The following is a 22,023-nucleotide window of genomic DNA, read 5'->3' as shown; positions in this document are numbered from 1 at the left end:
GTGTGTCAGGCGGTTAACATCGGGCACGATCCTGTTTACAGGTCGTGCCCTTTGTCTTTCTGCTGTTCCTGATTTTAAAACCCCCAGCTTTTACAAATTAACCAAGTGGCCATGAACGATATCTCCGCTCCTGAGCAATACGACCTGCAAACCGCATCCCTGAAGGTGCCGCCGCATTCCATCGAGGCCGAACAGGCCGTGCTCGGTGGTTTGATGCTGGACAACAACGCCTGGGAACGCGTGCTGGATCAAGTCTCGGACGGCGACTTCTATCGACATGACCATCGCCTGATCTTCCGCGCAATTGCCAAGCTGGCGGACCAGAACTCCCCGATTGACGTCGTGACCCTTGCCGAGCAACTGGACAAGGAAGGTCAGACGTCGCAAGTCGGTGGCCTGGGCTACCTGGGCGAACTGGCAAAAAACACGCCGTCGGTCGCCAACATCAAGGCCTATGCGCAGATCGTTCGCGAGCGCGCCACGCTGCGCCAGCTGATCGGTATCAGCACCGAAATCGCCGATAGCGCGTTCAATCCTGAAGGGCGCAATGCCGCCGAGATTCTTGACGAAGCCGAGCGGCAGATCTTTGCAATTGCCGAGGCCCGGCCAAAAACCGGCGGCCCGGTCAGCGTCAATGATCTGTTGACCAAAGCCATCGACCGGATCGATACACTGTTCAACACCGACAACGCCATTACCGGCCTGTCCACCGGCTACACCGACCTCGATGGCATGACCAGTGGCTTGCAGCCGTCTGACCTGATCATCGTGGCCGGTCGTCCATCGATGGGTAAAACCACCTTTGCGATGAACCTGGTGGAAAACGCGGTATTGCGCAGCGAAAAAGCGGTACTGGTGTACTCCCTCGAGATGCCAGGCGAATCGCTGATCATGCGTATGCTGTCGTCTCTGGGGCGCATCGACCAGACCAAGGTCCGTGCCGGTCGACTGGAAGACGATGACTGGCCGCGCCTGACCTCGGCGGTCAACCTGCTCAACGACCGCAAGCTGTTCATCGATGACACGGCCGGTATCAGCCCGTCGGAAATGCGCGCCCGTACCCGGCGCCTGGTACGTGAACACGGTGAGATCGGTCTGATCATGATCGACTACCTGCAACTGATGCAGATCCCCGGTTCGGGCGGTGACAACCGCACCAACGAAATCTCCGAGATTTCCCGCTCCCTGAAAGCCCTGGCCAAAGAATTCAATTGCCCTGTGGTGGCGCTGTCACAGCTCAACCGTTCTCTTGAGCAGCGGCCCAACAAGCGCCCGATCAACTCTGACTTGCGTGAATCCGGAGCCATCGAGCAGGATGCCGACGTCATCATGTTCGTGTACCGGGACGAGGTTTATCACCCCGAAACCGAGCACAAGGGCATTGCCGAAATCATCATCGGCAAGCAGCGTAACGGCCCTATCGGTACCACGCGCCTGGCGTTTATCGGCAAATACACGCGCTTCGAAAACCTGGCGCCGGGCAGCTACAACTTCGACGACGATTAACCGCCCGCTGCGTGGTTGCCCTGGCGATCACGCCGAGGTTATTGCCGGCAAGGCGGGCATGTGAGGGATCGCAATCACAGGCTCCAATCAATTCCGACCATTACCGTCGGAATTGATCATTTTTTGTGCTATATTCCGCGCCCGCGAATTTCTTCGTAAATGACGCGCCCAATTTTCTGTACTCAACACCGGTCATCGACATGCAATCAGCCAAGCCTCTATTTGACTATCCCAAGTACTGGGCCGAATGTTTCGGTCCAGCGCCATTCCTGCCAATGAGCAGGGAGGAGATGGATCAGCTTGGCTGGGATTCATGCGACATCATCATCGTCACCGGTGATGCCTATGTCGACCACCCGTCGTTCGGCATGGCCATCATCGGTCGCTTGCTGGAGTCCCAGGGCTTCCGTGTGGGCATCATTGCGCAGCCGAACTGGCAGTCCAAAGACGACTTCATGAAGCTGGGCGAGCCGAACCTGTTCTTTGGCGTCGCGGCCGGCAACATGGACTCGATGATCAACCGCTACACCGCCGACAAAAAAATCCGTTCCGATGACGCCTACACCCCCGGTGGCATGGCTGGCAAACGTCCGGATCGCGCGAGCCTGGTGTATAGCCAGCGCTGCAAGGAAGCCTATAAAAATGTACCGATCGTACTCGGTGGCATCGAGGCATCTCTGCGCCGTATCGCCCATTACGACTACTGGCAGGACCGCGTGCGCAACTCGATCCTGATCGACGCCTGCGCTGACATCCTGCTGTACGGCAACGCCGAACGTGCCATTGTCGAAGTTGCCCAGCGTTTGTCGTATGGCCACAAGATCGAAGACATTACCGATGTTCGCGGCACCGCGTTCATTCGTCGCGATACGCCCAAAGACTGGTACGAAGTCGACTCCACGCGTATCGACCGTCCGGGCAAGATCGACAAGATCATCAACCCGTACGTGAACACCCAGGACACCCAGGCCTGCGCCATCGAGCAGGAAAAAGGTCCGGTTGAAGACCCGAACGAAGCCAAGGTCGTGCAACTTCTGGCCAGCCCGCGCATGACCCGTGACAAGACGGTAATCCGTCTGCCATCGGTAGAGAAAGTGCGTGGCGACTCGATTCTGTACGCCCACGCCAACCGCGTGCTGCACCTTGAAACCAACCCGGGTAACGCCCGTGCGCTGGTGCAGAAGCATGGCGAAGTGGATGTGTGGTTCAACCCGCCGCCGATCCCTATGACCACCGAAGAAATGGACTACGTGTTTGGCATGCCTTACGCACGTGTTCCGCATCCTGCGTACGGCAAGGAAAAAATCCCGGCCTACGACATGATCCGCTTCTCGGTGAACATCATGCGTGGCTGCTTTGGCGGCTGCACCTTCTGCTCCATTACCGAGCACGAAGGCCGGATCATCCAGAACCGTTCCGAAGAGTCGATCATTCGCGAAATCGAAGAGATCCGTGACAAGGTGCCAGGCTTTACCGGCGTCATTTCCGACCTCGGTGGCCCGACCGCGAACATGTACCGCATCGCCTGCAAAACGCCGGAAATCGAATCCGCGTGCCGCAAGCCATCCTGCGTGTTTCCGGGTATTTGCCCGAACCTGAACACCGACCACTCGTCGTTGATTCAGCTGTATCGCAGCGCCCGTGCCTTGCCGGGGGTGAAAAAAATCCTGATTGCTTCCGGTCTGCGCTACGACCTCGCGGTCGAGTCGCCGGAATACGTTAAAGAGCTGGTGACGCACCACGTAGGTGGTTACCTGAAGATCGCCCCGGAACACACCGAGGAAGGTCCGCTCAACCAGATGATGAAGCCGGGCATTGGCAGCTATGACAAGTTCAAGCGCATGTTCGAGAAGTACACCAAGGAAGCAGGCAAAGAGCAGTACCTGATCCCGTACTTCATCGCCGCTCACCCCGGCACCAAAGATGAAGACATGATGAACCTTGCGCTATGGCTCAAGGGCAATGGCTTCCGTGCTGACCAGGTGCAGGCGTTCTACCCGTCGCCGATGGCCACTGCCACCGCGATGTACCACTCGGGCAAGAACCCGCTGCGCAAGGTCACATACAAAAGCGACTCGGTGGTTATCGTCAAGAGCGAAGAACAGCGTCGGCTGCACAAGGCGTTCTTGCGCTACCACGACCCCAAGGGCTGGCCAATGCTGCGTGAGGCCCTGACCCGCATGGGCCGTGCCGACCTGATTGGTTCGGGTAAAGACCAGCTGATTCCATTGCATCAGCCAGCCACTGACAGCTACCAGAGTGCCCGTCGCAAAAACTCGACGCCTGCAGGCAGCCACAAGGTCGCCGGCGAAAAAACCACCAAGATCCTCACCCAGCACACCGGCCTGCCGCCGCGTGCCAGCGATGGTGGTAACCCGTGGGACAAGCGCGAGCAGGCCAAGGCCGCTGCATTTGCCCGTAACAAGCAGGCTGCCAAAGAGCGCCATGAAGCGGCCAAGGGCGGCAAGAGCCAGAAGCCGACCCGTAAGCCGGTGGTACCGCGCTAACGTCTGTTGGAGCCGGTTAGCCGGCTCCTGCAAAAGCGCTTTGGCCAAACACAACGCCAGCCTTCGGGCTGGCGTTGTGCATTCTGCGCGCGCACAAGCCCGTCAGGCGTGAATCGACTGATTGGTGCAAGGGATGCGAGGGCGGGTGGTCTGGAGCGTCTGAGGATGCAGCACAGGCAATCAGGTGGACTGCGAGGATCAACAGCCGGGCTGCTGATCCTGATCACAGATCCTGTGGGCCGGGTTGTGGATAACCGGGCCGAGGGTATTACGCGTCGGGTGCTTTTTGTTCTACGGCGTCGGTGTTTTCAGCAACAACCTCAGCTTCTGCATCGACGTCAACGTCGGCATTCGGGTCCAGCTCTACAGTACCTTCCTCAGCAGCCGCTTTCTTGCGGGCAAGCTTTTCTTCTTTCTTCTGCTCTTTAGCCAAGTCTCTTTGACGCTTAGCGAAGTTGTAATTTGGTTTGGCCATGGGCGATCCTCTGGGGGTCGAAGGGGTTGAGCGGCGCGTATTCTGCCCTGTATTAGTGCTTAGCCGTTAGCTGGGTTTTAGCAAGTCGCTATTTTGCGCTGAAAACACGACTCTACACTGCCGAAAAAGCCGGTTGTGGATTAAATCTCTGAACGAAGCTGAGAGCAGCGGCTGATCAGCGCGGAAAGTCCCGTCACTTATTCCTCCGAATACCCTGTTGATGACCTAAGGTGATAAGCCCGGCGTTCCTCTGGTGGGCGAATTGTTTCGAACAATGCCAGGACCATGATTCAGATCATTGGAATCGAGACAATTTTCGGGCAATCTGTATACAGATTTTTTTCATACCCTGCCTTGGAGATACACCATGTTTGCCAAAGTTCTTGCGGTATCCCTTTTGACCCTGGCCAGCGGCCATTTGCTGGCGGCTGAATGCGCTGTGACTGTCGATTCGACTGACCAAATGTCTTACAACACCAAAGAGATCGTCATCGACAAGTCCTGCAAGACCTTCACCGTTAACCTGACGCACTCCGGCAGCTTGCCGAAAAACGTCATGGGTCATAACTGGGTGTTGAGCAAAACTGCAGACATGGCAGGTGTAGCGACTGACGGCATGGCCGCCGGGCTGGATAAAAACTACCTGAAAGACGGTGACACCCGCATCATTGCCCACACCAAGATCATTGGTGCCGGTGAGAAAGACTCGGTGACCTTCGACGTGTCGAAATTGAACCCGGCTGAATCGTACGAGTTCTTCTGCACATTCCCTGGCCACAACTCGATGATGAAAGGCGCCGTGGTCCTCAAATAAGCCCCGGCCTGCCAATCAACAGCCCTGACGCGCCTTGTGCGCTCAGGGCTGTTTGCATTCAGGCTTTTGAATCGGTCATCTTGAAAATGCCCTGGGCATTGCTGCTGTCGAAATTCAGATCGATCCGCCCGTTTTCCGGGTCGACCTTGCGCTGAATAAATTCGACAAACGAGCCCGGCACCTGATGCTCGCGATAATGACCGGCGGCATCGATCAGCCCCCGGGTCACCGTGCAGGCACGATAGGCAGTCTGCATCACCCGGCCTGAGGCAGAGACCTCGATGCTGTCCTTCATCGGCCGCTGCAAGTCTCGCTGTTGGGCCACGCAGGCGTTGAGATCCTGCACGCGATCGGTCAGATGGTTGAAGCTGTTGCCCTCGGTGGCAATCCAGGCCATCTCTGCACTTTCATCGAGCAGAGATTGGTAATCGGCCTCGAGCACCACGCCGTGTTGACGGCCGAATGCCCGGTACAGCGCCGGCAGCAGGGTGCGCGCCTCGCCGAGGCTGCAATGACGGGTGAGGCTCAGGCGCTCGAGAATGCTGGTGTGTTCGGCTTGCAGCGGATCGAGACTGGAGCTGACAACCCTGGTAACCGCCTGCTGAAACGTCTGGCTAAAACGCCCCGGATGTAATTCCGAGACAAAAAACTGCGCAATGTCTTCAGGCAGGTCCATCTGCCGATAGCCCCAGCCGGTCATGTTCAGCTTGGTCAGCGGATAGGTTCGTACATCGGTAAAGCCCAGTGGCTCCAGCAGCCGCGCAAAGGCCTGGCGGCCGCGGGGCAGTTCGCCGTTGGCGGGCCAGTCGACGGTGCGGATCGCGCCGTGGTCAAACACCACTTTGCGCCCTTGCTGCGCCTGCTCCTCAACGTAGCGTCGGCCATCCGGCACGGCGTCTACCAGCTTGTGCAGCAGGCACAGGTTCAACCCTTCGGCCAGCCAGGCCCGGTGCACGGCCTGTTGATTCCAGCTGAAAGCCAGCAGCCCCCGGGGCACCTCGACATGCTCGCGCAGCCAATGGGCTGCAGATTGACCGAGCACAGACTCGACAAGAGAGAACAAACCATCGAAAGAAGACATGGGGCAGGGCTCTGGCGACCAAATAGACGCCTATCAAAGCCTTTGAATGCAGAGGCGGCAAGCGAAAAAAAACGTGGGGTTCATTCCGTTTTTTCGTACATGCCCAGTCTTTGCCAGGCCTGGGGGAGCTGGCAGCCAGCTCCCCCAGGTGCCGGGCTTGCTTCAAGGCGCCAGCGGCATTTCACGCTTGTGCTGGGTCTTTTCATAGGTGCGGCAGATGATCCCGAACGCTTCCTGACTCACCGGCTCGCCATGCAAGAACGCATCAATCTCGGCGTAGGTCACGCCATGGGAGGCTTCATCAGGTTTGCCGGGCTCCAGATCTTCAAGGTCGGCAGTCGGGACTTTCTCCACCAGGGATTCTGGCGCACCAAAGTGCCGTGCAATCGCCCGCACCTGATTCTTCACCAGGCCGCTGAGGGGGGCCAGGTCGCAGGAACCGTCACCGAACTTGGTGAAAAAGCCCATCACCGCTTCGGCAGCGTGGTCAGTGCCGATCACTAGGCCACCGGTGGCTCCGGCGATGGTGTATTGCGCCACCATGCGCATCCGCGCCTTGGTATTGCCGAGGACAAAATCCACCGTGGCGTGGGGCTTGCCTTCAAAAGCCGACACCTCAGCGGCCAGCGCTTTGACCGCCGGGCCGATATTCACGGTTTGACGTTGGTCCGGGTCAATAAAGTCGACGGCCGCAGTGGCGTCGACTTCGTCGTGCTGCACGCCGTATGGCAGGCGCACGGCAATAAAACGGTAGGCCTGATCGCCGCTCTGCTCGCGCAGTTGCTTGACTGCGCGCTGGGCCATCAAGCCAGCAGTCAGCGAATCGACCCCGCCGCTGATGCCCAGCACCAGGGTCTTGAGCCCGGAGTTGTGCAGGCAGCACTGGATAAAGGTAATGCGTCGTGCCACTTCGGCCTCAAGGGCTGCAGTGTCGCTAAACGGCGGTTGGACCTTGAGCTCTTCAGCAATCTGACGCTGTACGGCCTGCATGATTCACTCCTTTGGAGGTAGTTCAGGAACATGGAAAACATGGCGCAAGTAGGCGGCAAAGTTCGGGTCCGAGCAATGGGTCTTGCCCGGCTCATCCGAAATCTTGGCCACGGGTGAGCCATTACAGGCGGTCATTTTAAGCACGATGCTCATTGGCTCGACACCCGGAATGTCGCAGGTCAGGTTGGTGCCGATGCCGAAGCTGACGTTGATCCGCCCGCGCAGTGCCCGGAAAATCTCCAGGGAGCGGGGCAGGGTCAGGCTGTCGGAGAACACCAGGGTCTTGCTCATCGGGTCAATGCCCAGCTTGTGGTAGTGCGCGATGCATTTTTCGGCCCATACCACCGGATCCCCCGAATCGTGGCGCAAACCGTCGAACAGCTTGGCAAAGTACAGATCGAAATCGGCCAGAAACGCATCGGTGGTGATGCAGTCAGTCAGGGCAATCCCCAGCAGCCCGCGGTATTCGCGCACCCAACAATCGAGCGCGGCACTCTGGCTGTCGATCAATCGCGGGCCCAGTTGCTGATGGGCCATGATCCATTCATGGGCCATGGTGCCCAGAGGCTTCATGTCCAGTTCGCGGGACAGGTTGACGTTACTGGTACCGACGAAGCGCCCCGGGAAGTCGTGCTTGAGCACACTGACCACTTCTTCCTGTACCCGGTACGAAAAGCGTCGGCGTGTACCGAAATCGGCCACCTGCAAATCGGCCAGTTCATCTGCGCTGGCGTTGGCCTGCAGCCAGTCAAACTTGCGGTACAGCTGCTCGCGGGCCTGGGACAGCACCGTGTCGGCATAGCGCGAGCGGTTGCGTACTTCACTGACGATCGCCAGTAACGGTACTTCAAACAGAATGACGTGCAGCCACGGCCCGCGCAGGCGGATAAACAGCTCGCCGTTTTCGATGCCGGTGTGCACATAGCGCAAGTTGAAGCGAAACAGCCCCAGGAAGCGTATGAAATCAGGCTTCATAAAGGTGATTCGTTCCAGAAACCCCAGTTGATCCTGAGTCATGCTCAGCTCGCCCAGACGCTCGATCTGGTGGCGAATTTCATTCAGGTACGGGCGCAAGTCCTCGCTGTTACGGCAGCGGAACTCCCACTCGACTTCAACGTTGGGATAGTTGTGCAGCACCGCCTGCATCATGGTCAATTTGTAGAAGTCGGTGTCGAGCAAGTTCTGCACGATGCGATCGGCAAACACACTCTCGCTCATAGCGGCAATCTCCATGCTGGCCGTGCCAGATAATCACGACGTTCAGCTCTTTCAATGAATGGCGCTAGTGGCGCATATCCGCGGGCGGTTTTGCCAGCGGTTTTTCTCTTGTCTGCAGGGGCGAGCAAGCCTGGGGACCTTTTTAAAGATCAAAAGATCGCGAGCAAGCTCGCGCCTACAGGTCCTCAATGTGTTCCATTATCCACGTCACAAATGCCTGCACCTTGGGCACCCCCGCCGAATGTTCAGGGTAGGCCAGGTAATAGGCGTCGGGACTGGGCATGGAGTGCGGCCAGGCAACGACCAGTTTGCCGTCAGCCAATTCTTCTGCCACCAGAAACCTGGGCAGCAGTGCCACACCACAGCCCACTTGTGCCGCCCGGATGCACATATAAAACGTATCGAAGCGCGGGCCGTGATAACTGTGATCGGTGCGATGCCCCTGGCTTTCAAACCAGTCATGCCAGGCTTGTGGACGGGAGGCGTTTTGCAGCAGGACCAAATCGGTCAGTTGCGTAGGATCGGTATAGGGCGTGTCAGGCAAGCTCGCTGGCGCACACACCGCCACCAACTCTTCGCCAAACAGTTTCAGGCATTCGGTACCGGGGCGTGAGCCCTGGCCGAAATAGAACGCCAGATCGCTGCGGCCTTGCAGCAAGTCATCGGCCTGCTGTTCATTGCACAGGTCCAGATGGATATGCGGGTGCTGCAGGCGCCAGCCCTTGAGGCGCGGCACCAGCCAGCGGGCACCGAAGGTCGACGGCGTAGATACGCGTAACACTTCTGTTTCGCCGCCGTAGGAGCGCAGGGTGTGGGTCGACATCTCGACCTGGGTCAGGATTTTTCGGACTTCTACCAGGTACAAATCACCCGCCGGGGTCAATTGCAGGCGCCGACGCACGCGGCGAAACAGCAAGTGCTGTAACAGTTCCTCCAGCTGCGCGACCTGCTTGCTGACCGCGCTTTGGGTCAGGTTCAGCTCTTCGGCGGCGCGGGTGAAGCTCAGGTGGCGGGTCACAGCCTCAAAACACTGGAGTGCAGTGATCGATGGCAGATGGCGTTTATTTAGCATCAGCGCTGAGCATAAAAAGCCCCTCATTCTTGTTGTCAGGCAACGTTACCAGCGCAGCATGAATTTTCGGAATGATATCTCGCTTAAAGGTCGTTTGTTGCCGCGATGCGGGCCAGCTACAACTAATGGCCTGAAAACCCGTTTTTTGAGCTGAAGGAGTGTCCCATGCTTGCTGCATTACTGGATCGTCTTGGTGTTGACCCCGCGCTGTACCAGCAGGGCCGGCAACCGGTACATACGCCCATTGATGGCAGCCGGATCGGTGCCGTGCATTGGGAAGGGGCTGCCGAGGTCGAGCAGCACGTGACCCGCGCCGAACATGCATTTGAAGCCTGGCGCAAGGTTCCGGCGCCGCGCCGCGGCGAACTGGTGCGTCAGTTTGGCGACCTGCTGCGTGAGTACAAGGCGGATCTGGGCGAACTGGTGTCCTGGGAAGCGGGCAAGATCACCCAGGAAGGTCTGGGCGAAGTCCAGGAAATGATCGACATCTGCGACTTCGCCGTCGGCCTGTCGCGTCAGCTTTACGGCCTGACCATTGCTTCCGAGCGCCCGGGCCACCACATGCGTGAAACCTGGCACCCGCTGGGCGTGGTGGGGGTGATCAGCGCGTTCAACTTTCCGGTGGCCGTCTGGGCCTGGAACACCACCCTGGCACTGGTCTGCGGCAACGCGGTGATCTGGAAACCCTCGGAGAAAACCCCGCTCACGGCACTGGCCTGTCAGGCGCTGTTCGATCGGGTGCTGAGCACGTTCAGCGATGCCCCCAAGTACCTGGCCCAAGTGATTATCGGTGGCCGGGACGCCGGCGAAGCCCTGGTCGATGATCCGCGCGTCGCCCTGATCAGCGCCACCGGCAGCACCCGCATGGGGCGCGAAGTGGCACCAAAGATTGCCGCGCGCTTTGCCCGCAGCATTCTGGAACTGGGTGGCAACAACGCGATGATCCTGGCTCCGAGCGCCGATCTGGATATGGCCGTGCGCGCCATCCTGTTCAGCGCCGTCGGTACAGCAGGCCAGCGCTGTACCAGCCTGCGTCGCCTGATCGCCCATGACTCGGTCAAGGAAGAAATCGTCACCCGGCTCAAGGCGGCCTATTCCCGGGTGCGCATCGGTCACCCGCTGGAAGGCAATCTGGTTGGCCCGCTGATCGACAAACACAGTTTTGAAAACATGCAGGACGCCCTTGAGCAAGCCCTGAGCGAAGGCGGCCGGGTGTTTGGCGGTGAACGCCAGCTGGCCGGGCAGTACCCGAATGCGTACTACGTGGCCCCGGCCATCGTTGAAATGCCCGAGCAGAGCGATGTGGTGTGCAGCGAAACCTTCGCCCCGATCCTGTACGTGGTGGGTTACAGCGACTTCAGCGAGGCCCTGCGCCTGAACAATGCCGTACCCCAGGGCCTGTCGTCGTGCATCTTCACCACCGATGTACGTGAGGCCGAGCAGTTCATGTCGGCCACCGGCAGTGACTGCGGTATCGCCAACGTCAACATCGGGCCCAGCGGTGCAGAAATTGGCGGCGCCTTTGGCGGTGAAAAAGAAACCGGTGGCGGCCGTGAGTCCGGCTCCGATGCCTGGCGCGGCTACATGCGGCGCCAGACCAATACCGTCAACTACTCGCTGGAACTGCCGCTGGCGCAGGGTATTACGTTCGATTGAGGCAACCCCCCGGAGCTCATGTGAAGGGCCACTGTGGAAGCCGGGTCAACCCGGCTCCCACTGTTTGTGGATAAAAACGCATCACCGTTGGGTTTCATCTCTGGAGCTTGGCAATGCCTTTACTCGAACAATGTTTGTGGGAAAACCTGACGCCTCAACGTCCGCAATCGTCTGCCTTACAGGGCGAACTGAGCGTTGATGTGTGTGTGATTGGTGCTGGCATCACCGGTTTGTCTGCCGCCATTCACTTGCTGGAACAGGGTAAAAGCGTCTGTGTGCTCGAAGCCCATCGCACCGGGCACGGCGGTTCGGGGCGCAATGTGGGGCTGGTCAATGCCGGGATGTGGATTGCCCCGGACGAGATCGAAGCCGGTTTCGGCGAAGCAGTGGGCAGCCAGCTCAATCGCATGCTGGGTGCTGCCCCGGCACTGGTGTTCAGCCTTGTCGACAAGTACCGCATCGACTGCCAGCTGCGCCGCGAAGGCACCTTGCACATGGCTCACAATGCCCGGGGCGAAGCTGACCTGCGCAGTCGCGAGCAACAATGGAAGCGTCGGGGCGCCCCTGTGGAACTGCTCACCGGCGCTGCCTGCACCGAAGCGACCGGAACCCCGAAAATTGCCGCCGCCCTGCTCGACAGGCGTGCCGGAACCCTCAATCCAATGGCCTATACCTCGGGCCTGGCCAAAGCCGCCAGTGACTTGGGCGGGCGTTTGTTTGATCACAGCGCAGTGACCGGCCTGGAGCGTCAAGGCCAGCGCTGGTCGGTGCAAACCGCTCAGGGCGCGGTGAGTGCAGAGCAAGTGGTGCTGGCGTCCAATGCCTACACCGAAGGCGAATGGACTGACTTGCGACGTAACTTTTTCCCCGGTTATTACTACCAGGTTGCCTCAAAGCCGCTGACCGATGACAGCGCCAGCCGCATCTTGCCCGGCGGGCAGGGCTCATGGGACACCCGCCAGGTGTTGAGCAGTATTCGCCGTGATGCCGAAGGCCGTTTGCTGTTGGGCAGCCTGGGCAACGGCAATCAAAAACCGGCCTGGTTTCTCAAAGCCTGGGCCGATCGCGTGCAGCAGCACTACTTCCCGTACCTCAAAGGGGTGGAATGGGAATGCACCTGGACCGGCTGCATCGCCTTCACCCCCGATCATTTGATGCGTCTGTTCGAGCCCGCGCCCGGTTTGGTGGCAGTCACCGGTTACAACGGCCGGGGCGTGACAACGGGCACTGTGGTGGGCAAAGCATTCGCCGATTACCTGTGTAACGGCGATGCCAAAGCCCTGCCGATACCCTTTGCGCCGATGCGGCCACTGTCTGGCACGGGGCTGCGCAGCTGTCTGTACGAAGCCGGTTTTTCGCTGTACCACGCCGGTCAATGCTTGCGGATTGTCATCTGACAAAGCTTTTGTAGGCTCCCGGACGCATCTGCCCCGGCATCGACTAGCCTCAAATGGTGCGGCCTGTAGCAGTCGCGCACCGGGAGTGTGCAGTTAGGTGACGTAAGTGGTTACAGAGTGGTTGCCCGGAGCCGGGCAACCCGGTTGCAACCCTTGTCGTTTCAGGTAACACCAACCCATCAAAAACAGTTTTACCTTCCTTGGTCTAGACGGTTGCACGTCCAATGAAAATGGACTCGAAACAGCCGATATAACAACAAGACAGCGGCTTTTTTAAGAATAAAAAACCAATGGCACGCGGCTTGCTCTGAGCTTCACCTGAAGTCGAAGTGCCATCTAACAAAACCTCAGGAGCACCACCTCATGTCGCAGACGTTCTACAAGAAAGGTTTTCTGGCCCTCGCGGTAGCAACAGCGTTGGGTGTTTCTTCGTTTGTTCAGGCTGATGTGAAAATCGGTGTGGCGGGCCCGATGACCGGTGCCAACGCGGCATTTGGCGAGCAGTACATGAAGGGCGCGCAGGCGGCTGCGGATGCAATCAACAAGGCGGGCGGAATTAACGGTGAGCAGATCAAGCTGGTGGCGGGCGACGATGCCTGTGAGCCGAAGCAGGCTGTAGCCGTTGCCAACCGCCTGGTGGATCAGGACAAAGTAATCGGGGTTGTAGGTCACTTCTGCTCTTCGAACACCATTCCGGCGTCGGATGTGTATGCCGATGCGGGTGTGATCATGATTACGCCGGGCTCGACCAATCCGCAGGTTACCGAGCGCAAGCTGGACGCGGTGTTCCGTATGTGCGGGCGTGATGACCAGCAGGGCATCGTGGCGGGTGACTACATTGTCGACGTGCTCAAAGGCAAGAAAGTCGCGGTTATCAACGACAAGGACACCTACGGTAAAGGTCTTGCCGATGCCACCAGTGCGCAACTGACCAAGCGCGGAGTCAAACCGGTCCTGGAAGAAGGCCTTACCCGTGGTGAAAAGGACTTCAGTGCCCTGGTCACCAAAATCCGCTCGCTGGGCGCCGATGTGGTGTACTTCGGCGGCTTGCACCCAGAGGCGGGCCCGCTGGTGCGTCAACTGCGTGAGGCTGGCCTCAAGGATGTGAAGTTCATGTCCGATGATGGTGTTGTAACCGACGAACTGGTCGCCACTGCTGGCGGCCCGCAGTACGTCGATGGCGTGTACATGACTTTCGGCGCCGACCCGCGCCTGCTGCCGGACAGCAAAGCGGTGGTTGAGCAGTTCCGTAAAGCCGGCACCGAACCGGAAGGCTACACCCTGTATGCCTACGCCTCGGTTCAGGCCCTGGCTGACGCTTTCAATGGCGCCAAGTCCAACAAGGGCGAAGACGCTGCCAAGTGGCTCAAGGCCAACCCGGTTGAAACCGTAATGGGCAAGAAGGAATGGGACGCCAAAGGCGATCTCAAAGTCTCTGACTACGTGGTTTACCAGTGGGACAAGGACGGCAAATATCACCAGCTGGAAAAACAGAAGTGAGATAAGCCGCTCTGCCTTCTCCTGTAGGAGCGAGCTTGCTCGCGAGCTGTTAAAGATCGCGAGCAAGCTCGGTCCTACGGAGAAAGGGCATCAGGCATGTCTGCATCACCTGTCTTCTTTTCCATGAGCGGCGCAAACCTTGCCCTGCGGGCGGGTTTGCGCAATGGCTCAAGTGCGTGAGATTGCGTTATGGACGGTATATTCCTACAGCAACTGCTGAACGGCCTGACCCTCGGGTCTGTTTACGGCCTGATTGCCATCGGCTACACAATGGTCTACGGCATCATCGGCATGATCAACTTCGCCCACGGCGAGGTGTACATGATCTCCGCTTACCTCGCGGCTATCAGTCTGGCTCTGTTGGCATACTTCGGCGTTGAATCCTTCCCGCTGCTGATGTTGGGCACCCTGGTCTTCACCGTCATCGTCACTGGCGTGTATGGCTGGGTGATTGAACGTGTGGCTTACAAACCTCTGCGAAATTCCACACGGCTGGCGCCACTGATCAGCGCCATTGGTATTTCCCTGATCCTGCAAAACTATGTGCAAATTGCCCAGGGCTCGCGGCAACAAGGCGTCCCGACACTGCTCAGTGGTTCCTGGCGCGTCGATATCGGCACCGGTTTTGTACAACTGACCTACACCAAAGTCTTCATTCTGATCGCGGCCTTTGCAGGCATGGGCCTGCTGACCTACATCATCAAGTACACCAAGCTGGGGCGCATGTGTCGTGCTACCCAGCAAGACCGCAAGATGGCGTCGATCCTGGGCATCAACACCGACCGGGTGATCTCCTACGTGTTTGTAATAGGTGCCGCCATGGCCGCGTTGGCCGGGGTGCTGATTACCATGAACTACGGCACGTTCGACTTTTACGCCGGCTTCATTATCGGGATCAAGGCGTTCACGGCTGCGGTACTCGGCGGGATCGGATCCCTGCCCGGGGCCATGCTCGGCGGAATCATCCTGGGCATTTCCGAATCACTATTTGCCGGCCTGGTTAACTCGGATTACAAGGACGTGTTCAGTTTCTCATTGCTGGTGCTGATCCTGATTTTCCGTCCCCAGGGCCTGCTGGGTCGTCCTCTCGTGGCGAAGGTGTAAGTATGTCTGCAGCCATTAACAAACCGATTGATATCAAAAAAAGCGTCGTTGATTCGATCCTTGCCGGGTTGATTTCATTGATTGTGTTCGGACCTATCGTGGGGGTGGTGCTCGACGGCTACAGCTTTAACCTGCAACCGGCGCGCGTCGGCTGGCTGGTTGCGATTGTGATGGTGGGGCGCTTTGTTCTGAGCCTGTTCCTGCAAACGGCCAGGGGCCTGAAAATCCTTCAGGGGTTCGAGTCCACCGGCTCCGGCGTGCACGTACTGCCCCCGGATTACAAATCGCGGCTGCGCTGGATCGTGCCGTTGCTGATCGTGATTGCCATCGTGTTTCCGTTTTTCGCCAACAAATACATTCTGACGGTGGTCATTCTCGGCCTGATCTACGTGTTGCTCGGTCTGGGGCTGAACATAGTGGTGGGCCTGGCGGGGCTGCTCGACCTGGGCTACGTGGCCTTCTATGCCATCGGCGCTTATGGGCTGGCACTGGGTTATCAGTATCTGGGGCTGGGTTTCTGGTCGGTGCTGCCGCTGGCGGCGATTGCGGCAGCGATGGCCGGATGCATTCTCGGGTTCCCGGTGTTGCGAATGCACGGTGACTATCTGGCCATCGTGACCCTGGGCTTTGGTGAAATCATTCGCCTGGTGCTCAACAACTGGCTGTCATTTACCGGCGGCCCCAACGGCATGCCGGTACCATCGCCGACGTTTTTCGGCCTGGAGTTCGGTCGCGTGGCCAAGGACGGCGGGGTACCGTTCCATCAGTTCTTCGGTCTGGACTACAACCCCAATATCAAATTCCTGTTTATCTACATCGTGCTGTTTCTGGTGGTGCTGCTGGTGCTGTATATCAAGCACCGCCTGACTCGCATGCCGATTGGCCGGGCCTGGGAAGCGTTGCGTGAAGACGAAATCGCCTGCCGCGCCATGGGCCTGAATCACGTTCTGGTCAAACTTTCAGCCTTCACCCTCGGCGCTTCTACGGCAGGTCTGGCCGGTGTGTTTTTTGCCAGCTACCAAGGGTTCGTCAACCCGTCGTCGTTCACCTTCTTCGAGTCGGCGCTGATCCTCGCCATTGTGGTGCTCGGTGGTATGGGCTCGACCGTGGGGGTAGTGATTGCTGCATTTGTCCTGACCGTGGCGCCGGAACTGTTGCGCAGTTTTGCCGAGTACCGGGTGCTGCTGTTTGGCGTATTGATGGTGCTGATGATGATCTGGCGCCCACGGGGCCTGATCCGGGTCAGCCGTGTCGGGGTCACGCCACGTAAGGGAGTCGCGCCATGAAAGACCTCTCCAGCAACGACGAAGTAGTGCTCTCGGTCGACAAGCTGATGATGCACTTTGGCGGGATCAAGGCTCTGAGCGATGTCAGTCTCAAGGTCAAACGCAATTCAATCTTTGCCCTGATCGGGCCTAACGGGGCGGGGAAAACCACCGTGTTCAACTGCCTGACCGGGTTTTACAAAGCCAGTGGCGGCAGAATCGAACTCAATGCCCGTGGTGCGCGGACCAATGTCATCAAGCTGCTGGGGGAGCCATTCAGGCTGACGGACTTTGTCTCTCCCAAAGCCTTTGCCAGCCGCCTGTACTACAAAATGTTCGGCGGCACCCATCTGGTTAACCGCGCAGGGCTGGCGCGCACGTTTCAGAACATTCGTCTGTTCAAGGAAATGTCGGTGCTGGAAAACCTGCTGGTGGCGCAGCACATGTGGGTCAACCGCAACATGCTGGCGGGCATCCTCAACACCAAGGGCTACCGCAAGGCCGAAAGCGATGCGCTGGACCATGCGTTTTACTGGCTGGAAGTCGTCGACCTGGTGAACTGTGCCAACCGCCTGGCCGGGGAGTTGTCTTACGGCCAGCAGCGGCGCCTGGAAATTGCCCGGGCCATGTGCACGCGGCCGCAAATCATCTGTCTGGACGAGCCGGCGGCCGGGCTTAACCCGCAGGAAACCGAAGCGCTCAGTGCGATGATTCGCCTGCTGCGGGACGACCACGACTTGACCGTGGTATTGATCGAACACGACATGGGGATGGTCATGAGTATTTCCGATCACATAGTGGTGCTCGACCACGGCAACGTGATCGCACAGGGCGGGCCGGAAGCCATTCGCAACGACCCGAAAGTGATCGCGGCCTACCTTGGCGCCGACGAAGAGGAGCTGATATGACGGGCACTATCCTCGAACTCAAGGAACTGGACGTTCACTACGGGCCGATCCAGGCCCTGAAAAAAGTCTCGATGCACATCGAGGAAGGCGAAACCGTGAGCCTGATCGGCTCCAACGGTGCGGGCAAGTCCACGTTGCTGATGTCGATCTTCGGCCAGCCCAGAGCCAGTGGCGGGCAGATCTTCTACCAGGGCGTGGACATCACTCAGAAGTCCTCGCACTACATTGCCTCCCATGGCATCGCCCAGTCGCCGGAAGGCCGTCGCGTATTTCCGGACATGACGGTGGAAGAAAACCTGTTGATGGGCACCATCCCCATCGGCGACAAGCATGTCGACGAAGACATGCAGCGCATGTTCGAACTCTTCCCCAGGCTCAAGGAACGGCGTAATCAGCGGGCAATGACCATGTCGGGCGGAGAGCAGCAAATGCTCGCCATCGCCCGCGCCCTGATGAGCCGTCCCAAGTTGCTGTTGCTGGACGAACCCAGCCTGGGGCTGGCGCCGATCGTGGTGAAGCAGATTTTTGCGACCTTGCGTGAACTGGCTACCACCGGCATGACCATTTTTCTGGTCGAGCAAAACGCCAACCACGCCCTGCGCCTGTCGGACCGGGCCTACGTGATGGTCAACGGTGAAATCCGCCTGACCGGAACCGGCAAGGAACTGTTGAGCAACGAAGAAGTACGCAACGCGTATTTAGGCGGGCACTAAAGGGTTCACCCTGCAGGAGCGAGCGCTTTGCAAATCTCGCGAGCCAGCTCGCTCCTGCAATTTTCGCAGCCCCTTTCTAGGGGCTTTTTGTTTTTCAACAGCGCACTTTTGAAATTGTGGAAAACAATATTCCAGACCCGCGAAAGCGCGACATAAAGCCGCTCTAAATACCTGTTTTAACATCATTTTGACTTGTCCCCGTTTGCTGTGGAGGTGGCTGTGGGTAACGTGGGAGTAGTTGGCTGCAGGCCTTTGTTTACGTGGCTTGCATGGGTGTGGTTGTTTTTTGATCAGCGGTTTTTACCTGGCTTCCTGCAGGATTTGTCAACAGATTTGTTCAGTTATAAACATAGTCATTAGTCGATAACCAACCTGTGGATAAGTCTGTGGTTAAACTCTGGAAGGAATGCCCTGAGCGGCGGAATTACTGGCCTCTGGCTATCTCAGAGGTTTTACCGGGTTGCACCTTTTTGGGGCGTCTGCATGTTGCCTGCGTCCAGGTCAAGCTAAAAACTCTTCAATCAGCGCTCAACCCCTTGTGGCCAGAGGCTTTGGCCATTTTGAAGTTGCCCCCAAAGACTGTGGACGGGCCTGTGGATAACGTGAGTGCATATGGCTCCAGCCCTTGTCTGGCATGGCCTGCAGGGAGTTGGTTGTTTTTCGTACAGGTTTTGTCCGGGATCATGTGCCGGGTTGCCGCCAAATCGCAGCCGGGGCATGCTGCTTCCCGTCTTATTCAACGGCGGCCGATGCCCGCCAGCCAAGGAGAACGCTATGACTTCCACCCTGTTTATTACGGGCGCCACTTCCGGATTTGGTGAGGCCTGCGCTCGCAAGTTTGCGCAAGCAGGCTGGAAACTGGTACTGACCGGCCGCCGTAAAGAGCGTCTGGATGCCCTGTGCGAAGAACTGTCCAGCCAGACCGAAGTTCACGGCCTGGTAGTAGATGTACGTGATCGCAAGGCGATGGAAGAGGCAATTGCCAATCTGCCACCGTCGTTCAGCAAGCTGCGCGGACTTATCAACAATGCCGGGCTGGCGCTGGGCACCGATCCGGCGCCCAAGTGCGACCTCGACGATTGGGAAACCATGGTCGATACCAACATCAAGGGGCTGCTCTACACCACGCGCCTGCTGCTGCCCCGGCTGATTGCCTACGGCCGCGGTGCCGGTATCGTTAACCTGGGCTCTATCGCCGGCAGCTACCCGTACCCCGGCAGCCATGTCTATGGCGGCACCAAAGCCTTCGTCAAGCAGTTCTCCCTGAACCTGCGCTGCGACTTGCAGGGCACGGGCGTGCGGGTCAGCAACGTTGAACCGGGTCTGTGTGAAAGCGAATTCTCGATGGTGCGCTTCGGCGGCGACAAGGCCCGCTATGACGCCACCTACCAGGGTGCTGAGCCGATTCAGCCGCAAGACATCGCCGAGACGATTTTCTGGGTGCTCAATACGCCGGCCCACATCAACATCAATCGCCTTGAACTGATGCCCGTCACGCAGTCCTGGAGCGGTTTTGCCATCGAACGCCACGCCACAGAGTAAACTCACGCCTGGCAGCCTGCCCGCGACCTCCTGAGGGGGTCGCATTCAACAGGGCTGAAAAGGAGTTTTTGTGAGTAACAGTGGTGAGCAGAAACTGCTCAAACAATCGACCGTTCTGATGTTCGCGGTGGCCATCGCCGGCATCGTGACGGGTGTTATATCGGGTTCGCAATCCATCTTGTTCGATGGGTTCTTCTCTTTGATCGCGACCTTTATCAAAGTACTGATGCTGATCACGGCACAGTTGATCGCCAAGGAAAGCAACGAACGTTTCCAGTTCGGCTTCTGGCACCTTGAGCCCATGGTGCTGCTGATCGAAGGCAGTTTCCTGTTTTTGATTGCGATCTATGCCTTTCTCAATGGCGTGTTCGGCATTATCAATGGCGGGCGCGAAATTGAGCTGGGCCTGGTGATCATCTACGCGGCGGTGTTTACCGTAATCGAGTTTGCCTACTACTTCTGGGTCCGGCGTAAAAACCGCAAGCTCAAGTCCAGCCTGATCCAGTTCGACAACATCAGCTGGCTGGTGGACGCCATGCTGTCGGTGGGGCTGTTGATAAGTTTTGTCACGGCGCTGATTCTGAAACAACAGGGTTATGCCCAGTGGGCCGCCTATGTAGACCCGGCGATCCTGATTTTGCTGGCTTTCAGCATGCTGGCTCCGGCGTTCAAAATCCTGCGCCCGGCTTTGCGCGACGTCCTGGGTATTGCCCCGGACAAGCTCGATGACAAGGTGCGGGATGTGCTCGAGGAAATGTCGGCGCGCCATGGCTTTGAGGGCTACAAAACCTATGTGCAAAAGCACGGAAGGGCGCGCTTTATCGAGATCCATATCGTGTTGCCGGCGGGATATCCGCTGACCAGCATCAAGACCCTGGACGGGTTTCGTGAAGAGATATCAGGCATGTTGGGCGCGGCCGACAGTGCGCGCTGGCTGACCATCAGCTTTACCGGCGATCGCAAGTGGATTGCCTGACCTTACCCCTGTAGGAGCGAGCTCGCCTCGCGAGCTCTTTACATATTCGCGAGGCAAGCTCGCTCCTACAGGAGTTGCGCCAGGCCGCTGTAGCAGGTGGCCAGGTGATACGGCGTGGTCGACGGCATGTCCAGGCGGCTGACGTTGCCTGCCGCATCCCGGCATTCATACCAGCCACCGGCATGTAAAAAGTTCTGCTGCAACGCCAGCAACTGGCGTTGCAGGCGGGGCAGGGGCGCCAGACGCAAGGTCAGGGCGCGCAGGTACTCGGCCTGGGCCCAGATGCGCTGGGTGCCATCGCGCAAGGTGCCATCCGGGGCCAGCATGCCGCAGACCGCCCCGGTCTGCGGGTCGACCCCAACCTGTTCGGCAAAGTCGAAGGCGAGCGCAAGCGAGTTGTGCAGGGCTGTTTGACGCAGCAGTGGCGAGGACTCCAGCAAGTAGAACCACTCAAACTGATGCCCGGGTTCAAACCAGTTATCCACAGCCCCCAGCGGTTTTTCGAGCAAGGCGTTATGCACAGGCTCGATAAAGCGCTGTTGCATGCCATCGGCCAGCGCCAGCAATGCGCTGTGTACCGGCGCATCGTCGCGCACCGACAAAGTCGCCAGAAACGCCTCGGCCAGATGCATCAACGGGTTTTGCAGCGGGCCGGTGTCCAGCGTTGACCAGTCCCGCTCGAGGCTGGCTTCGTACAGGCCATTACCATCGCTGAAGCGCTCGGCGACGACTTTCAGCGCGGCATTGAGCACTGATTCCACCGCCGGCTCGCGCACCTTGCCCCAGTAATGGGCGCAGGCAAAGATGATAAAGGCGTGGGTATACAGGTCTTTACGCTGATCCAGCGGCGCGCCGTCGGGGTCGATGCTGTAAAACCAGCCGCCGTGTACGGCGTCGTAAAAGTGCCTTTGCAGCGAGCGGAACAACCTGCCTGCGCGCTCGGCAGCGCCGGGGAAGGCGGGGTCATCGATCAAGCTGGCGAATAGATATAGCTGACGGGCGCAGGCCATGGCGCGATAGCGCTGGGGCGTCAGTGGCCGGTGCTCGGGGCTGAGTGCCTCATAGGGCAGTTCCAGTTCGGCATTCCAGCCGGGGCCTTGCCAGAGCGGCACAATGACCTGGCGAAAATGCTGCTGTACCGCCGCAAACAGGGCGGTCAGTTCGAGCGGTAAGGCGGAGCTGGCTACATGGGGCATTGGCAGGCGTCGTCACGGCTGGGGCGTTTGCGCGACATGATACACCGTGACGTCCAACTCTGTAGGCGCGAGCTTTTAAAGCTTCAGGCCCACAAAAGATCGC

The 22,023-nt window shown here is 58.6% G+C and carries 18 protein-coding genes; 12 read left to right on the top strand and 6 right to left on the bottom strand.

The window, feature by feature from the left end; all coding sequences use genetic code 11:
• Window positions 1-111: 111 nt before the first annotated feature.
• Both dnaB and JQ848_RS20375 read left to right on the top strand, forming a co-directional pair.
• Complete coding sequence (dnaB, locus tag JQ848_RS20380; protein WP_003439048.1) at window positions 112-1,506, top strand: replicative DNA helicase; 1,395 nt, start codon at window positions 112-114, stop codon at window positions 1,504-1,506.
• 200 nt (window positions 1,507-1,706) lie between these two features.
• Window positions 1,707-4,013 carry a YgiQ family radical SAM protein gene (locus tag JQ848_RS20375; protein ID WP_003439049.1) on the top strand — a complete coding sequence of 769 codons (2,307 nt, stop codon included), beginning with the start codon at window positions 1,707-1,709 and terminating at the stop codon, window positions 4,011-4,013.
• 268 nt (window positions 4,014-4,281) lie between these two features.
• Here JQ848_RS20375 and JQ848_RS20370 read toward each other — a convergent pair whose 3' ends face one another.
• Window positions 4,282-4,488 (bottom strand): hypothetical protein, encoded by a 207-nt coding sequence (locus JQ848_RS20370; protein WP_003439050.1) that lies wholly within the window; start codon window positions 4,486-4,488, stop codon window positions 4,282-4,284.
• Between the two features lie 367 nt (window positions 4,489-4,855).
• Here JQ848_RS20370 and azu point away from each other — a divergent pair, with 367 nt between their 5' ends.
• Window positions 4,856-5,302 (top strand): azurin, encoded by a 447-nt coding sequence (gene azu, locus JQ848_RS20365; RefSeq protein WP_003439051.1) that lies wholly within the window; start codon window positions 4,856-4,858, stop codon window positions 5,300-5,302.
• 58 nt (window positions 5,303-5,360) lie between these two features.
• Here the strand turns inward: azu and JQ848_RS20360 are convergent, their stop codons facing one another.
• From JQ848_RS20360 to JQ848_RS20345, 4 genes are all read right to left on the bottom strand, one after another.
• The gene (locus JQ848_RS20360; protein ID WP_003439053.1) at window positions 5,361-6,383 is read right to left on the bottom strand and encodes a DUF1338 domain-containing protein; all 1,023 of its coding nucleotides are present in this window, start codon (window positions 6,381-6,383) and stop codon (window positions 5,361-5,363) included.
• A 162-nt stretch (window positions 6,384-6,545) separates the two neighbouring features.
• Entirely contained in the window at window positions 6,546-7,373 is an 828-nt protein-coding gene (gene nadE / locus JQ848_RS20355; protein WP_003439055.1) for an ammonia-dependent NAD(+) synthetase, read from the bottom strand.
• Between the two features lie 3 nt (window positions 7,374-7,376).
• Window positions 7,377-8,591: a nicotinate phosphoribosyltransferase gene (gene pncB, locus JQ848_RS20350; RefSeq protein ID WP_003439057.1), complete on the bottom strand. Its 1,215-nt coding sequence runs from the start codon at window positions 8,589-8,591 to the stop codon at window positions 7,377-7,379.
• A 175-nt stretch (window positions 8,592-8,766) separates the two neighbouring features.
• A complete protein-coding gene (locus tag JQ848_RS20345; protein WP_003439059.1) occupies window positions 8,767-9,663 on the bottom strand; it encodes a LysR family transcriptional regulator in 897 nt (298 codons plus the stop codon).
• A gap of 165 nt (window positions 9,664-9,828) precedes the next feature.
• Here JQ848_RS20345 and amaB point away from each other — a divergent pair, with 165 nt between their 5' ends.
• From amaB to JQ848_RS20300, 9 genes are all read left to right on the top strand, one after another.
• Entirely contained in the window at window positions 9,829-11,319 is a 1,491-nt protein-coding gene (gene amaB / locus JQ848_RS20340) for an L-piperidine-6-carboxylate dehydrogenase (RefSeq protein ID WP_010656251.1), read from the top strand.
• 113 nt (window positions 11,320-11,432) lie between these two features.
• Window positions 11,433-12,716, top strand: a complete 1,284-nt coding sequence (gene amaA, locus JQ848_RS20335) for an L-pipecolate oxidase (RefSeq protein ID WP_003439063.1) — start codon at window positions 11,433-11,435, stop codon at window positions 12,714-12,716.
• Between the two features lie 363 nt (window positions 12,717-13,079).
• Entirely contained in the window at window positions 13,080-14,216 is a 1,137-nt protein-coding gene (locus JQ848_RS20330; protein ID WP_003439065.1) for a branched-chain amino acid ABC transporter substrate-binding protein, read from the top strand.
• 189 nt (window positions 14,217-14,405) lie between these two features.
• A complete protein-coding gene (locus JQ848_RS20325) occupies window positions 14,406-15,320 on the top strand; it encodes an ABC transporter permease subunit (RefSeq protein WP_003439067.1) in 915 nt (304 codons plus the stop codon).
• Between the two features lie 2 nt (window positions 15,321-15,322).
• Window positions 15,323-16,606, top strand: coding sequence for a high-affinity branched-chain amino acid ABC transporter permease LivM (gene livM / locus JQ848_RS20320; RefSeq protein WP_010656249.1), 1,284 nt, complete (start codon window positions 15,323-15,325; stop codon window positions 16,604-16,606).
• Complete coding sequence (locus JQ848_RS20315; protein WP_003439071.1) at window positions 16,603-17,493, top strand: ABC transporter ATP-binding protein; 891 nt, start codon at window positions 16,603-16,605, stop codon at window positions 17,491-17,493. The genes livM and JQ848_RS20315 overlap by 4 nt, the downstream gene beginning before the upstream one ends.
• Entirely contained in the window at window positions 17,490-18,206 is a 717-nt protein-coding gene (locus JQ848_RS20310) for an ABC transporter ATP-binding protein (protein WP_003439073.1), read from the top strand. The genes JQ848_RS20315 and JQ848_RS20310 overlap by 4 nt, the downstream gene beginning before the upstream one ends.
• Window positions 18,207-18,980: 774 nt before the next feature.
• On the top strand, window positions 18,981-19,748 hold the full coding sequence (locus tag JQ848_RS20305; RefSeq protein WP_003439076.1) for an SDR family oxidoreductase: 768 nt from the start codon (window positions 18,981-18,983) through the stop codon (window positions 19,746-19,748).
• A 70-nt stretch (window positions 19,749-19,818) separates the two neighbouring features.
• Window positions 19,819-20,724, top strand: a complete 906-nt coding sequence (locus tag JQ848_RS20300; protein ID WP_202211079.1) for a cation diffusion facilitator family transporter — start codon at window positions 19,819-19,821, stop codon at window positions 20,722-20,724.
• A 65-nt stretch (window positions 20,725-20,789) separates the two neighbouring features.
• On the opposite strand, the gene JQ848_RS20295 is transcribed toward JQ848_RS20300, so the two are convergent.
• Window positions 20,790-21,920 carry an AGE family epimerase/isomerase gene (locus tag JQ848_RS20295; protein ID WP_202211078.1) on the bottom strand — a complete coding sequence of 377 codons (1,131 nt, stop codon included), beginning with the start codon at window positions 21,918-21,920 and terminating at the stop codon, window positions 20,790-20,792.
• Between the last annotated feature and the right edge of the window lie 103 nt (window positions 21,921-22,023).

This window comes from Pseudomonas paraversuta, assembly GCF_904067025.1.
GTDB lineage: Bacteria > Pseudomonadota > Gammaproteobacteria > Pseudomonadales > Pseudomonadaceae > Aquipseudomonas > Aquipseudomonas paraversuta.
The sequence above is the reverse complement of the archived record's forward strand: the minus strand, read 5'-3'. Positions and strand labels throughout refer to the sequence as shown.

What these genes read in the sequence shown, in the direction of transcription:
- dnaB (WP_003439048.1), top strand. Translation starts at nt 112, where the DNA reads ATGAACGATATCTCCGCTCCTGAGCAATACGACCTGCAAACCGCATCC.
- JQ848_RS20375 (WP_003439049.1), top strand. Translation starts at nt 1,707, where the DNA reads ATGCAATCAGCCAAGCCTCTATTTGACTATCCCAAGTACTGGGCCGAA.
- JQ848_RS20370 (WP_003439050.1), bottom strand. Translation starts at nt 4,488, where the DNA reads ATGGCCAAACCAAATTACAACTTCGCTAAGCGTCAAAGAGACTTGGCT.
- azu (WP_003439051.1), top strand. Translation starts at nt 4,856, where the DNA reads ATGTTTGCCAAAGTTCTTGCGGTATCCCTTTTGACCCTGGCCAGCGGC.
- JQ848_RS20360 (WP_003439053.1), bottom strand. Translation starts at nt 6,383, where the DNA reads ATGTCTTCTTTCGATGGTTTGTTCTCTCTTGTCGAGTCTGTGCTCGGT.
- nadE (WP_003439055.1), bottom strand. Translation starts at nt 7,373, where the DNA reads ATGCAGGCCGTACAGCGTCAGATTGCTGAAGAGCTCAAGGTCCAACCG.
- pncB (WP_003439057.1), bottom strand. Translation starts at nt 8,591, where the DNA reads ATGAGCGAGAGTGTGTTTGCCGATCGCATCGTGCAGAACTTGCTCGAC.
- JQ848_RS20345 (WP_003439059.1), bottom strand. Translation starts at nt 9,663, where the DNA reads ATGCTAAATAAACGCCATCTGCCATCGATCACTGCACTCCAGTGTTTT.
- amaB (WP_010656251.1), top strand. Translation starts at nt 9,829, where the DNA reads ATGCTTGCTGCATTACTGGATCGTCTTGGTGTTGACCCCGCGCTGTAC.
- amaA (WP_003439063.1), top strand. Translation starts at nt 11,433, where the DNA reads ATGCCTTTACTCGAACAATGTTTGTGGGAAAACCTGACGCCTCAACGT.
- JQ848_RS20330 (WP_003439065.1), top strand. Translation starts at nt 13,080, where the DNA reads ATGTCGCAGACGTTCTACAAGAAAGGTTTTCTGGCCCTCGCGGTAGCA.
- JQ848_RS20325 (WP_003439067.1), top strand. Translation starts at nt 14,406, where the DNA reads ATGGACGGTATATTCCTACAGCAACTGCTGAACGGCCTGACCCTCGGG.
- livM (WP_010656249.1), top strand. Translation starts at nt 15,323, where the DNA reads ATGTCTGCAGCCATTAACAAACCGATTGATATCAAAAAAAGCGTCGTT.
- JQ848_RS20315 (WP_003439071.1), top strand. Translation starts at nt 16,603, where the DNA reads ATGAAAGACCTCTCCAGCAACGACGAAGTAGTGCTCTCGGTCGACAAG.
- JQ848_RS20310 (WP_003439073.1), top strand. Translation starts at nt 17,490, where the DNA reads ATGACGGGCACTATCCTCGAACTCAAGGAACTGGACGTTCACTACGGG.
- JQ848_RS20305 (WP_003439076.1), top strand. Translation starts at nt 18,981, where the DNA reads ATGACTTCCACCCTGTTTATTACGGGCGCCACTTCCGGATTTGGTGAG.
- JQ848_RS20295 (WP_202211078.1), bottom strand. Translation starts at nt 21,920, where the DNA reads ATGCCCCATGTAGCCAGCTCCGCCTTACCGCTCGAACTGACCGCCCTG.